The organism is Agrobacterium sp. rho-8.1, from assembly GCF_033957725.1.
Classification (GTDB): domain Bacteria; phylum Pseudomonadota; class Alphaproteobacteria; order Rhizobiales; family Rhizobiaceae; genus Agrobacterium.
Genome location: NZ_CP192789.1, coordinates 1,601,239 through 1,613,886, shown reverse-complemented (window position 1 = coordinate 1,613,886; position 12,648 = coordinate 1,601,239). Strand labels below are relative to the sequence as shown.

Genomic DNA, 12,648 nt, shown 5'->3' with positions numbered 1-12,648 from the left:
TGGACTCATCGTCGGCGCTAGATTTCTCGGAATCGAAACCTGATCCACGATCACTCGAACAGCCGTTGCGTGAATTTTCATGGCTGTTAGTCCATCCTATTGACGACATCTGGTCCTAGATGCAGCTCGCATCGCCGGCCGGTAACACAGAGCGCCAATCTCGCAACGCCTCCGGCTCGCTGGCCTTTATATTAATCTATCGTGCCGCCGCAGACCTACAAGTTAAATCAACTTTGGACCGCGGTCCCCACTGCGGTTGTCGCGTATTCAGGCCTCCGGCTCTGGCCTGATCGTTAGCTCTGCGCCATACGCCTGTCGCAGATCGTTCTGACCAGGCTGACGGTCGGTCGCCTGGTGCAACAGCGTCGAGTTGTATCCCATTTCGCGCGTTCCCTCGATTAGAGTGATGTCAGCATTCCCCGGATTGTCCGAACGTTCGAACCAGTCGACAGGATGCTGCAGAAAATTCATCTCGAAGGCACGGTTGGTGACACCGTGGCCAACTATCACCACGTTGTCGTGGCCGTGTCGGGCCTCGTGCATGATCGTCTGCAGGAACAACCGCATGCGCTGTGCAACATCGGCGCGGCTTTCACCATCTGGCGGCCGGGCGTAGAATTTACCGCTGTTGCTACGCAGTCTCGCCCACTTCTCGAATTCGTCGGGAAACTTTTGCCTCCGCTCGGCGTGGTTATAGATTTCAGTAAAGAGGCCGAAATCCTGCTCCCGCAACAGATAGTCCTCGCGCACCTTGCCAATGCGTTCGATAGGCAAGGCTTCAAGGAGCGCGTCCTTGCTTTGCCGTGTCCGCAGGAACGGTGAGTACCATACGCGCAGCTTCTGCGCCCCCCGCCCGGTCAGGCCGGAAATATAGGCCGCGATCACAGCCCCGGCTTCGGCGGCCTGGCGATGTCCCCATTGCGTCAACGGTACATTGTGATCGCCAAACTGGCTATAAGCACGTTCATCGAGGTTGCCGAGGGATTCGCCGTGGCGAACAAGAAAGATGCGCATCAGCTATCCCGCTGCAAAGGTTTGGACATGACCGCTACCATGGACGCTTGTCGAACGACCGGAAATCCTGTCGGCATTGCCAAGGCAATATCTCAAAAGAACATCTTACGGAAATAGCGCCACACAAATCCACGTTCAAATATAAATCATATTCGTTCGTTGACTGCAGCCGATTACCATTGTCAGTGCATTCCCGCCGCTGCAGCATTCGCTTCCAGCCGGCACTTTCGCCTGTTATGGTTAGCTGCCTCGACGGAATGACTGCCGTGATTCCTTTGCAGAATCCGAAAACCCCGGAGGCTTGTTTCTCACCCAAGCGACGAATGTCCGCACCGCAGGGTCTTCCACGATGGTTTCAATCGAGGAGAACTTCTTGGCGAGTTGGGCATCGGTAAAGATCGAATGTATCTGTTCGTGGCAGATACGGTGCAGGCAGACGGTTTTTTTTCCACCCTTGCTCTTGGGAACGAGATGATGCTCGTCTCTCTGATCCTCAGGGATGACGCGTTCGCATATCGGACAGAACACCGCCTCTGGCGTAGGCTCATCCCATGAAGCTAGTTCATCTCTGTTCTTGCGGGCCAACGCTCGATCTTTCCTGCTGTAATCCCGGATGCTGTTCCCGAGATGCTAGTTCCAACACGTGCACGCCAGTAACACGAAACCTTCAGAACAGTATGGCTTCTTTTGGTGCGATACGGAAGACAGCGTGCGATCCGATGAAGACATCGAGATGCGGACCCGGTCGGCCCGCATCCCATAATCGCCAAATGCGTATCACCAACTCTTTTGGACAAGTTCGCCTGATGGGGCGCAAGCGTAGAGCCCTGCCGTAGGTCCATATGCGTGCGACGTCGCTAGAGCGAATGCAGGGCGAGCGCCTTCTTCAGGCGAATGCCCCGGTCCGTTGCCTGTCATATCGGTCGATGTGAGGCCGGGGTCCACCGCATTCACTTTGATCCCCTCCCGATCCAGCTCCTTTGCGAGCTTGACGGTCAACATGTTCAGCGCAGTCTTGGAGGCGCAGTATCCGCCGAAACCGACCGTCCATGTTTCGCTCCGCATGTCCAAGGCATCCGTCAACGAACTTAGGCCGCTGCTCATCATGACGATCCGCGCCGCCTTCGATTTGCGCAACAACGGCAAGAAGGCTTGAGTGACGCGCATCACCCCGAATACGTTGGTGTTGAACATCCGCTGCATTTCGTCGATTGACTCCTCGGCAAGCGAGGGAGGCGGACCAAACATGAGCCCGGCATTGTTGACCAAAACGTCGAGATGCCCCACTTCACTCTTGACGGTTTTGACAGCATTGGAAACGCTCGCATCATCAGTGACATCGAGTTGCAGTGCGTGGGCGTCGACCCCGTTTCCTCGCAGTTCGCAAGCTGCCGTCTCACCCCGTGCGATATCTCGGCATCCCAGCCAGACTGTGTGTCCGGCTGCGCCAAGCTGCCGCGCGATGGCGAGGCCAATACCCTTGTTTGCTCCCGTGACGAGCGCGATGGGCGATGTGTTGGTCATGATGACGTCCCTGATCATTTTCGATGTCAGAGACATACTACGATATTCGTACTATTCAACCTTCGTATTTTTCAATCTGTTCGGTAAGCCTCAGAAATTCGGTTTGGTCGACGGGATCGAGGGCCTGAAGCATCGCTTTGCAGGAGGCTCGATATCCATCGATATAGCCTGCAACCGCTTGGTGCCCGTTGTTCGTGATCGTCAGAGCCACCGATCTACGATTAGCCTCTGGCCGCTGCCGTTCAATCATGTCCCGACGGACCAGCCGGTCAGCCGACGACGACATAGTCGTCAGAGCGACCTGAAGATGCCGGGCAACATCCCCCAGGTTACACTCGGGATGCTCATCGATAAAAAGAAGCGCCTGAATGTCGAGGGGGTTGAGCGAGTTTTGCATGGCGGCCGTCGCCTCCGCGACCTTGAAACGACGAGTAAAGCGCTCAAAGGCGGTAGCGAGTTTTTCGATTTGTTCGGGCGTAGGTTCTGTCATTTCTGGTATTAAGCATTTCTGCTTGGTAGAGGTAAGCCACATACCCTGGAATAGCCCTTGCTTGAATTTATGCATTGACCGTTAGTGGGGCAATCCGCCGTGAACGTTTTAGTTACGGAGCGGACTGTGGCACTTGTTCAATGTGCGACGAAAACAGCGCTTGTTTTTGCATCTGGCATCGCGATCAGGGAGCCTGACGACGTCGAAATTGGCATCATTGTGGTTCCTCCGACCGCGCAGGATTAGGCTGGCTTAGCATTGCCAGTCGGATGGTTGCCCTCCTTCTCGCCGTCGTAACGGTAGCATCACGATCTTTCTTTCGTCTCTCGACAACGTTGTGAACAGAACTTGACGCTTTCCCAGTTCTTCTCCCACTTTTTTCGCCATGAAAATGGCCTTCCGCATACCGGGCAAATCTTTGAAGGCAGGTTCGATTTATCGCGACGCTTCGGCATCCGTTATTCCAGAGAGTTTCCGCTGATGGCCAAAAACATGCTTGTTCTAGCCAACTCAAGCTGACGGTAGCGTTCGTGCGGTCAACTTGTTTCCATCAGGGTCACGAAGATAGGCAACAAACGAGCCGTTGGGACGTTTCGACGGCGGCGTCTCAATGGACGCGCCTCCATTTGCGACCCCTGCGTCGTGCCACGATTGCACTTGATCCGAGCTGGTAGCAAGTAAGCCGATCGTGCCACCATTTGCAACCGTCGCCGGTTTACCGTCGATCGGCGTCGTGACCATAAGACGGCTGCCCTTATGGATGTAGACAAGTCTGCCACTATCATCGATCGTGCCGGGCTTACCTCCCAAAGCAGTGAAGGTAGCATCGTAAAAGGCTTTCGACTGGTCGAGGTGGTTGCTGCCGATCATCACGTGGGTAAACATTGGTCGTCTCCTGTCACCGATTGCTTCCTTATATGGCCGAAAATTAGCAGCAAAAGGGCTACAAGTCTCGGAGCTACAATGCCGAAAGAAGCCGAATCGACTACATGAGAGTTCGGGTGCAGACATAATGGAATTCGTTGGCGACATTGGGTGTGACAGGATCAGCATAAAGACGATCGGGATGTTGGGCGGCATGTCCGCCGCCTCAACGCAGATCTACTATCGCGAGCTTTGCCGGCTCACGAGAGAACGTCTTGCAGGGCTTCATTCGCCCGAATTGCTCATCCGTTCGCTTGATTTCGCGATGATAGAGACCCTCCAGGCGTCGGGAATATGGGACGATGCGGGCGATATTCTGAACCGCGAGGCGAAAGCCTTGGAGCGTGGCAGTGCAGATTTCATCATCCTTGCGACAAACACGATGCACAAGCTTGCTGATGCAATGATGAAGGGCGTCTCTATTCCCTTGCTGCATATTGCAGACGCCACTGCGGCGCGCATCAAGCATCAGAATTTGTGAACGCCTGGTCTCATGGCCACTGCATTCACAATGGCGCAATCATTCTATGTAGACCGGCTGAAATCGAAGGGTCTTTCTCATCTCGTCCCCGATGCGTCCGACCGAGCCGAGACCCATCGGATCAGGCCGCATCATTATCAGTAGGAAGAGAAATGACGACGAAAACCCACACAATAGAAAATATCCTAAGCGATCTAAAACGGCGTGACGGTGAAAAGTGGGTAAGAATTCTGGCCCAATATCATCCGCAACATCAAGAGGTGCCCTTCTGGGTTCTGGTTGAAAACAGGGGTCAAATTGAAACCGCAATCCGTTTTCTTCAGGAGAAGCTTAAGCACCTGCAGAGTGACGAAGATGATGTGACAGTCTCGTTCGTGTCGTGTGAGGGCGACAAACAGTATAGCTTTGGGATGTTTAAAGGGGATGATTTCTTTATGCCTGACGCTATCAATTATCTCTACGACGAGCCATTCGTTAATCAGCGAACACAATCAGTATTCGATGCAGAATATCCAATGGAGAAATGGTCGTTGAACTGAGATGCCCAAAAGCTAGCGATGATGTCGACAAGCTTTCATCCCAAGATCCGCCAAGCCAACCGGCGCCGAAATAGGAGGTCTGCTGATGACAGATGACGAACGCTTACTCAGCATATGTAAGATCACGCTCGATAAGCTTAAAGAGTTCGAGGGACAATACTGGAAAGAAATTCGAGGAGAGCTGCATACTGGCAATAACCTTGCCCCCCGGACTTCTGCCGCTCACGAGAATCCGGTCCGCCACCACTATGGGCAAATTCATCCCCCTGCCCGCTGCTAGCCTGAATTGCTCATCGCGATCAGCCAGCCCTGACAGGTCTCCAGTCAGATCGAACAGTTGCTGCGCAACGAGATGCACATTCTCGATCACGAAGTAATCGTGCACCGCTTCCATTTCGCTGTTGCGCTGCCACCATTCGCCAAAGATTCTCTCAGGGCCGTCGGCTCGTTTGACCTTAAAACGCTTGCCGCGCCGCCGCCTCCCGGTAGAGCAGCATCCATCTCGGGAACGCTAAAAGGCAGCCACCCGGCTTTTTTCACTGCGCTGGTTTCGAGCAAAGCGATACGCTCGCGCAGATCAGAAATCACGCTTTGTCGGGCAGCGGTCATCACTCACGGCTCCCTTTCAAGGTCGTGGTGGCGGGTCGACGTCATGTCGTGCAAATGTCTACGTTCTTTTTTTGTTCGTATAGTGAGGTAGAGTCAAGGCGGCGAAAACGGTCGAAAAGGATTGCGAACATTAGAGGCTCGAAAATCTTGATCAGAATCAGATGTGTAGCGACGGTAAAGTAATTTCGTCGGCTTTTGCCAACTCGGACTTTGATCGGTGGATAGCGGGGACAACATCCGCATTGTCACAACGTTATTAAAGTTTTTGTGATGAACTACGCGAATGACGAAGCCTCCCAGATCAAAGCCGCTCCTTCGAGAGACCGAAGCCCCGATCCGCTCAAAGCCCCGCCGCAAGCGTAACCCGGCTCAGCCGCAGTTGCTCTTCGATCCCATGCCCTACCGCGTTGAGCCGACACTTGCGCAGTTGAAGGCCAAACCGCCACGAGGGTCTGAATGGTCCTGGGAGGTGAAATGGGATGGATACCGCCTTGCCGTCCATATCGAACCGCAGGGCGTGAGAATTCTAACACGTGGTGGGCATGACTGGACACACCGGTTTCCAGTCATCGAGCAGGCGGCACGTGCGCTCGGGCCAGCGACGATGATCATCGATGGTGAGGCCGTTATTCTCGACGAGGAAGGTCGCTCGGATTTCGGGTTGCTGCAGCAATCGCTTGGTGCCTCTGGCACAGCCGCAGGCAATCGTGCCTCCAACGCCATCCTCTACGCGTTCGATCTGCTCTACCTCGATGGCCATGATCTGCGCGGCGTCGAATACCGATCGCGCCGGCATCTGCTCGATGACACACTGAAGGATCAAGACCGCGCTATCCGACTTTCGGAAACGATCGAGGCTGATCCCGTCGCCCTGCTCGAGCACGCACGCAGCCTTGGTCTGGAAGGTATCGTCGGCAAGCATCTCGATCAGCCCTACCGATCGGGACGAACCGGGGATTGGGTGAAACTCAAATGCGTCCAGAGTGAAGCATTTTTCATCGCGGGCTATGAGACTTCAACGGCATCAATTGGTGGTATCTCGTCTCTGGCGCTCGCCGCATATAGCGGAGACCGGCTTGTCTATGTTGGCAACGTCGGCACGGGTTTCAAAGAAGCTGAGGCCATCCGGCTTCGAAAGATACTCGAAAAGCTTCGGTGGAAACAGAAACAGCTGCCAGTGGATGGTGTTGGAAAGAGCGATATCGTCTGGGTTCACCCGACCTTGATTGCAGAAATTGAGTTCAGGGCGTGGACCGCCGACGGCAAACTGCGTCATGCAGCATATAAGGGGCTGCGCGAGCGGCAGGACAATGCTGACGTATTCAATCTTGCTTAAAGCCTGAACCCACCCGCCCGGCTCGGGCTGTACTTCCAAGAGATTGGAGCCGTTCAAGACTTCGCCGATATCGCGCTCAGTTCTTCAAGATCGAGATCGTGTTCGAGTTCTCGGAGCGATTCATCATCGATCTGTCCGGCACGATGAAGCCTGATGAGCTCTCGCCTGCCCGCAGCAACCGCTTCCAAAACGACGTCGAAATGGGCGTGAAGCAGTGGCGAATATTGTTCCGTGCGCTTGGCGTATCTGACGCTCGCCGCCAATCGATGCTCATATCTCTCCAACAGTTGCGGATGGATGAGTTCGCCATCGCCATCATAAGCAAGATTTTGCACAGTCCTGAGTTGCACCTCAGCCATCGCAGCTTCTGCCTGACTCATCGTCAGCGGCGCGCTCTCTGGTTCGATGTCGCCCAGGCCCGCCCAAGCGACAACCCGCCCAAGGGTTGTTCCCTGTAAAAGAACCGTTCCTACGATAACGGCGAATGCCATTACGAGGATGAAGTCGCGGCCCGGAAAGTCGCCCGGTAAGCTCAAAGCGAGCGCCAGCGTCACGACACCTCGCATGCCTGCCCAACCCAAGACCGTTACTCCACCCGCCCCTATCGGGACCGTGCGTGCTCGTCCGGTGGAGTGGAATAGCCTGATGACGATGTCGGCTCCCAATATCCAGGCAAACCTTGCCGCAACTAGCGTCACGAGGATCACGGCGGCCGGAAGAGCCATGGATTCGACAAGCGCGCCGAATCCGCCTCCTCGTTCCACCACATCGCGAAGCGAGAGCCCGATGAGGATGAAGACTGCAGCCTCCATTAAGAAGACGAGAACATTCCAAAATGAAGTGCCGCGCATTCGCGTTGCAGCCGACAATACTGTGTGTTGGTGCCAGGATGCTATCAGCCCCGCAGTCACGGTGGCGATGACGCCCGAAACATGTACCTGCTCAGCCACAAGATAGGAGACCCAGGACATGATGGCCGTTGCCGAGATCATGAGGTACTCGTCACCCAATCGGCGGACGAGCTTCACCCATGCAAAAGCAACGACCCCACCCACCGCAGCGCCGCCGATAGCCAGAACGAAGAAAGCACCGAGAGCGTCTGTCGTGCTAAACGTACCGCCCGCCGCAGCTGCGACGGCAAATCGAAACAGCACCAAACCACTGGCGTCATTCAGCAGGCTTTCGCCCTCAAGGAGTATCTGAAGTCGCCTTGGCAGATTGACACGCTCCAGCACTGCCCGCGCCGAAACCGCGTCGGGAGGCGAAACTATGGCCCCAAGCGCCGCACAGGCAGCCCATGGCAGTGATGGCATCAAGAGATGGACGACAATCGCCACAATCACGGTCGTAAACAAAACCGCGCCAATGGCGAGCGACGCTATCCCGAAGACGTGCCGCTTCAACCGGTCCACCGCAATCGACCATGCTCCATCCAGCAGAAGCGGCGGCAGGAAGATCACCAGAACCAGTTCGGGATTGACCGAAATTGTGGGCAGCCCTGGTATGAAAGCCAACATCGCGCCGCCTGCCAGAAGTGCGACCGATGGCGGCAGACCCATACGTTGCGCAAGATAGTGCAGAACAATGATCGCCAGCAGCATCGCGATCACCAGTTCAAAGAGATGCGTCCCGTCCATATGCTCCCCCATCTGCAGACTGGAACCGCATCAAATGACGAGTTCCGAAGAAAACGCAACGCTTGTTTCCAATCAACACTCGAGCGATGACGATGTCACCAATAACAGAGCGCTGTGTAATCTGAGGCTGAAAGCAATTTAGGCTGACGCCAGTCCCTCGCAAGATCCTTTCCAATGGAGGAGCCTACAAACTTTACGGCACCTGTCGCTGCAAAAAGCCTTTTATTTCGACTGGTCGCAAGACTGGGCAATCATCGGCAGTGGACGTACCAAACTGCAGGTGGCCCATCCGAAGCTGAGCTACAGCCGCGCGTTCATCGTCCGGGCGCAGGGTCAGGTTTCTGCCTGTGGCAACGTCGTTTTGTTCAGAGTAGTACCGCCTCGATGGGCATCTTGAACAGAAACTTGGTCTCCTTGTCGGTTGATGACACCGTGCCAATGAGCTTCTATCAAACGTGCGTGGATTATCTCTTGCTGGCCGTTTTGCGGCTGAACCGACAGATGAACTTTGAAAATGAAACAACGCTACCCCGAGACCACGATCCGAAATCCGTTGCCGCGCCAGAAACCACCCGGTTCGAGGCTTCCTCGGTATGTGCAGCACGCTTTCAGTTTACCACTTGAAAAACAGCCTCCGCGTAGAACGCGCCGGATCGACGGTGCGGCATCCACCGCTTCACGCCCATCGTTCGAATAGGGATATTTGAAGTCGGGCCCTGCCATGTCGTCGCCCCATAGTGTCGTGCACCACTCCCACACCTGCCCGACCATATCGTAGCAGCCGGAGGGAGAACGTCCCTTTGGAAACAGGCCAACCGTGCAGGTGGTGTTGAACCCCGCTTCCTCCGAATTCGCCGCATCGTCCATCCACGCATGTCCCCAGGGATAGCTGAGGACATCCGCCCCCATATCCGGCTGGTCGCCTCGCGCAGCCCGCTCCCACTCCGGCTCCGTGGGCAGTCGCACGAACTCGCCTGCCGAAATACGCCCTTGCGCACGCCAGCGATGCGTCAACCAGTCACAATAGGCTCGTGCGTCGTGCCATGTCAGGTCGGTCGCAGGAGCATTGCGCCGGTCATCCGAAAATCCGTCCGGACTACGCCACAGCCGGTCCGTGTCGCGCACGAATGCGACGTAGGCGCTATTGGTCACCGGATAAAAGCCTATGCGAAAGGCGTCAACGGTGACTGGATGAGGCGGTGCTGAATAGGAATTACGGTCAGAGCCGAAGGTGGAATCGTCCGCCTGCAACATCTGCCAATGCATCGAGTTCGCGCGGATCACCCCAGAGGGATAGCCTGCGGCCCGCCATCTCGCGCTCCGGTGCAGAAAGCGCTCCTTCGCTCACAATCGTCAGCAAATGCGCAGCAATGCGATCACGCAACGGCCCTGCGTCCGTTACCATATCTGCCGCGAGCAGCGCACCCCTTAGAACCGCGTCACCCTCGCCCTCGATCAGCGTTGTAATCAAGGCGCTGGTTGCATCCGTGCCGGAAAGGCGTGCAGCGAGGCTTGTCATAACCGGTGCCCAAAGGCCCGGTTTCTTGCGAAAGTGCGAAACGGCCAGATCAGCGGGCTTGGAGGCTAGATGCACCGCCGCCAGCAATTGCCGCACGCGGGTGATGGGCATGATGGTAGGATCATCCACCTCGGCTGTCAGCGCATCGAACGCCAGACCGCAAAAGAGTTCGCTCGTCTGGGCATCACCGGAAATCTTTGCAAGCCAGCTGTCGGTGATGACCTCGGCGCTATCGCCCGCATCGCCGCCATGCATGGCCATGACGAACTGCGCGGGATTGGCAGCGGCAGCGCCAAGAGCAATTCCTGTCGCGCCCAGATCGAGGCCAGCCAGTCGCGCAGCCATTTCCCGCCGTTGGCTTTTCAAAAGCGGCAGAAGATCATAACGGGCGTAGCCCACTGGCAGCGCCCAGCTCTTGACGACCGAAACCTCCCCGAGTGCCAGGAGCTTCACGGCCGGATGGCGGCTTTGGAACGCCAACCCCTCGACAAGCAGTTGGAGCCCTGCGTCGCCAGCCACCTCTATGCCATCCAGTATCAGTAAAAGCCCACTGTCCGCATGGCGCAAAACATCCCGGGAAGATGCAAGCAACGCATCGAAAGTTTTTGAGGGTTCAGCGGCAAGATAGAGTGGCACAACGCCTTCCAGCGTCCAGTGCTCATCATGCATTGCGCCGAGATCGTTGCGCGGAATGGCGCGCGGCGCAAAGCCACCTCGCGCCAGTGAGAACGCCAGATGCTTCGCAAACGTAGTCTTGCCGCTTCCGGTCTCTCCGGTCAGCACGACCGCCGGATGATCGCGCACCATTTCGAGCGCCGAGAAATAGACGGCGGGTTCCGGCTCTGTCTGATCGCTCAGCTTACGCAGCCCCTCAGCTGCCTTGTCCTCGAATGTGAAGTTGACGAGCAGCGGAATATAACCCGTCTCCAGATCAACAATCGAGGCATCTGGCAGGGCAAAAAGCTGCGCCTTACCGAACTCGCCTGCTTGCGAAATCAGGCTGTCCACTACGTCTATATCGTCATTGGTCATGTGAAGAGCTTTGCTACATCTGGATTATGAAATCTCTTAAACTCGATGGCATATCTGATGAAAACGTGAAGGACACGATGTTGGAAGCAGCAACTGTTTTGCGCACGCTCAAGATTGTTCTGGATGCCAGAGACGACGCGATAACTGGCGGGCCCTTAGCTTGAGTTGATGATCGACGAACAATAACCCCGCCATTTCTGACGGGGCTGCTGGGCTCGGTATCCGCCTAGCGGATCATCAGCCTAAAAACAGACGGTGCATAGTAGTAACCGTCACTGTGTCTACGATAGCCCTTGCGGTGTTCGCGATAACCGCGGTGACCGTTCCAGTAGCCGCGACGTTCCCGCCTGTGTTCAGCACGGTCCCTGCGGTCCCTGTCGCGACGAACCATAGGCCGACGATCGTCACGGTACTGCACGAGCTCAACGCCAGAACTAATTTGCATTGGCTGAGCCACGATGGGGGCTGCAGATGCCATACCAAAGCTCGTTGCCGTCATAACGGCCGCAATTACAGCAGTACCGAAGCCAGAGAGAATTCTATTCATATTCACGCCTTTCCAGTGGTGATGGCTGAACTTACACCTAGCAGGATGAACCAGTTGTGAACCTACAGCTCTTGCAACAGCGGACTGCTCTGCACCGACTTAATCGCATGCCGAGCGTCCAGTACTCGGACTATTCTACAACATCTCAGGGGAAGACGGCCTTTGCTAATTCCCGCGTCATCATGCGAACTGGCTGTACCGTGGGCGCTTAAGCTAACGATTTAACCTTCAAGAAATTTATGCTTGCGATGCGGACGGCGGGATTTGGAGCAATCCCAGAAAACGCGGAAAACCTGCGTTTTTGATGGGTTCTCCTATTAGTAGTCGCACTTTCTGTATCACGCTGCATGGCACATTGCGTCTTAGACCACCTTCATGATCGGCGTCAGATACCGCTTCATCTCGCGCAAGTCTTGACTCTATTTGCGATAAGAACATAAATAGAACATCGCTGGCACGGGGGCGCGTGCTTTCCGAAAACACATTGCGCAGTGGACTCTGAAAAATGGAGATTGAGAACGTGCGTCCTGAGATAGTAGCAACCCCCACCAACGTGGCTGAATACATCCTGCTGTGCCACGATGGCGACGCTAAAGCTGCGATAGAGGCGATGCAGGAAGAGATCGAGCACCTGCAACACCAGCTTAATTTAGCTGTCGTCGCAATGGGGCGTGGCTACACCCGTGGTTGGGTCCCAGGTGGGGAGCGCCGTTCCGAATAACTCTGCATGGCAGTCACGCTTACACATCCCCATATAGACGTTATCAGAGCTACTTTCCTCTAGAATACAGGCTGACAATGACCGATCAAGAGACCCCAAAAGCAAAGCGTACCCCATCAGCAAAAGATTTCGACACCGTGAAGCTGGTTGTGACGGAGATGGAAGAGAAACGAATGAGCGGGAATAGAGAAAAAACCAAAATTCTCAAGGCAGCAAGGCTACAGAAAGTCCAAAATGGTTAGCCTCGCCCGAAGCCGATCGGCACAAGGATACGA

Annotated in this window: 17 protein-coding genes; 5 read left to right on the top strand and 12 right to left on the bottom strand. The window is 55.5% G+C overall.

Annotation, left to right across the window (positions count from 1 at the left end):
• Positions 1-267 precede the first annotated feature (267 nt).
• From RMR21_RS22305 to RMR21_RS22280, 6 genes are all read right to left on the bottom strand, one after another.
• Complete coding sequence (locus RMR21_RS22305; RefSeq protein ID WP_498671607.1) at positions 268-1,014, bottom strand: histidine phosphatase family protein; 747 nt, start codon at positions 1,012-1,014, stop codon at positions 268-270.
• 240 nt (positions 1,015-1,254) lie between these two features.
• Positions 1,255-1,599, bottom strand: a complete 345-nt coding sequence (locus RMR21_RS22300; RefSeq protein WP_498671605.1) for an HNH endonuclease — start codon at positions 1,597-1,599, stop codon at positions 1,255-1,257.
• A gap of 192 nt (positions 1,600-1,791) precedes the next feature.
• Positions 1,792-2,538 (bottom strand): SDR family oxidoreductase, encoded by a 747-nt coding sequence (locus tag RMR21_RS22295; protein WP_498671603.1) that lies wholly within the window; start codon positions 2,536-2,538, stop codon positions 1,792-1,794.
• A gap of 55 nt (positions 2,539-2,593) precedes the next feature.
• A complete protein-coding gene (locus RMR21_RS22290; protein ID WP_498671600.1) occupies positions 2,594-3,028 on the bottom strand; it encodes a MarR family winged helix-turn-helix transcriptional regulator in 435 nt (144 codons plus the stop codon).
• Between the two features lie 305 nt (positions 3,029-3,333).
• Complete coding sequence (locus tag RMR21_RS22285) at positions 3,334-3,483, bottom strand: DUF2256 domain-containing protein (RefSeq protein WP_498671598.1); 150 nt, start codon at positions 3,481-3,483, stop codon at positions 3,334-3,336.
• Between the two features lie 55 nt (positions 3,484-3,538).
• Entirely contained in the window at positions 3,539-3,913 is a 375-nt protein-coding gene (locus tag RMR21_RS22280; protein ID WP_498671597.1) for a VOC family protein, read from the bottom strand.
• 193 nt (positions 3,914-4,106) lie between these two features.
• Here RMR21_RS22280 and RMR21_RS22275 point away from each other — a divergent pair, with 193 nt between their 5' ends.
• Both RMR21_RS22275 and RMR21_RS22270 read left to right on the top strand, forming a co-directional pair.
• Positions 4,107-4,433 (top strand): aspartate/glutamate racemase family protein, encoded by a 327-nt coding sequence (locus RMR21_RS22275; RefSeq protein WP_498671595.1) that lies wholly within the window; start codon positions 4,107-4,109, stop codon positions 4,431-4,433.
• A 152-nt stretch (positions 4,434-4,585) separates the two neighbouring features.
• Positions 4,586-4,972 carry a hypothetical protein gene (locus RMR21_RS22270; protein WP_498671593.1) on the top strand — a complete coding sequence of 129 codons (387 nt, stop codon included), beginning with the start codon at positions 4,586-4,588 and terminating at the stop codon, positions 4,970-4,972.
• 103 nt (positions 4,973-5,075) lie between these two features.
• Here RMR21_RS22270 and RMR21_RS22265 read toward each other — a convergent pair whose 3' ends face one another.
• Both RMR21_RS22265 and RMR21_RS22260 read right to left on the bottom strand, forming a co-directional pair.
• Positions 5,076-5,366: a hypothetical protein gene (locus RMR21_RS22265; protein WP_498671904.1), complete on the bottom strand. Its 291-nt coding sequence runs from the start codon at positions 5,364-5,366 to the stop codon at positions 5,076-5,078.
• The gene (locus RMR21_RS22260) at positions 5,339-5,584 is read right to left on the bottom strand and encodes a hypothetical protein (RefSeq protein ID WP_498671592.1); all 246 of its coding nucleotides are present in this window, start codon (positions 5,582-5,584) and stop codon (positions 5,339-5,341) included. The genes RMR21_RS22265 and RMR21_RS22260 overlap by 28 nt, the downstream gene beginning before the upstream one ends.
• Positions 5,585-5,864: 280 nt before the next feature.
• Here RMR21_RS22260 and ligD point away from each other — a divergent pair, with 280 nt between their 5' ends.
• Positions 5,865-6,917, top strand: coding sequence for a non-homologous end-joining DNA ligase (gene ligD / locus RMR21_RS22255; protein WP_498671590.1), 1,053 nt, complete (start codon positions 5,865-5,867; stop codon positions 6,915-6,917).
• A gap of 53 nt (positions 6,918-6,970) precedes the next feature.
• Here ligD and RMR21_RS22250 read toward each other — a convergent pair whose 3' ends face one another.
• The 4 genes from RMR21_RS22250 to RMR21_RS22235 all read right to left on the bottom strand — a co-directional run bounded on the left by RMR21_RS22250 (position 6,971) and on the right by RMR21_RS22235 (position 11,652).
• Positions 6,971-8,554 (bottom strand): Na+/H+ antiporter, encoded by a 1,584-nt coding sequence (locus RMR21_RS22250; protein ID WP_498671588.1) that lies wholly within the window; start codon positions 8,552-8,554, stop codon positions 6,971-6,973.
• 525 nt (positions 8,555-9,079) lie between these two features.
• On the bottom strand, positions 9,080-9,808 hold the full coding sequence (locus RMR21_RS22245; RefSeq protein WP_498671879.1) for a formylglycine-generating enzyme family protein: 729 nt from the start codon (positions 9,806-9,808) through the stop codon (positions 9,080-9,082).
• A complete protein-coding gene (locus RMR21_RS22240; RefSeq protein ID WP_498671587.1) occupies positions 9,774-11,105 on the bottom strand; it encodes an nSTAND3 domain-containing NTPase in 1,332 nt (443 codons plus the stop codon). The genes RMR21_RS22245 and RMR21_RS22240 overlap by 35 nt, the downstream gene beginning before the upstream one ends.
• A gap of 226 nt (positions 11,106-11,331) precedes the next feature.
• Entirely contained in the window at positions 11,332-11,652 is a 321-nt protein-coding gene (locus tag RMR21_RS22235; protein ID WP_498671584.1) for a hypothetical protein, read from the bottom strand.
• Positions 11,653-12,157: 505 nt separating this feature from the next.
• On the opposite strand from RMR21_RS22235, the gene RMR21_RS22230 reads away from it, so the two are divergent.
• Positions 12,158-12,373, top strand: coding sequence for a hypothetical protein (locus tag RMR21_RS22230; protein ID WP_498671582.1), 216 nt, complete (start codon positions 12,158-12,160; stop codon positions 12,371-12,373).
• A gap of 77 nt (positions 12,374-12,450) precedes the next feature.
• Positions 12,451-12,615: a hypothetical protein gene (locus RMR21_RS22225; protein WP_498671579.1), complete on the top strand. Its 165-nt coding sequence runs from the start codon at positions 12,451-12,453 to the stop codon at positions 12,613-12,615.
• Positions 12,616-12,648: the final 33 nt, after the last annotated feature.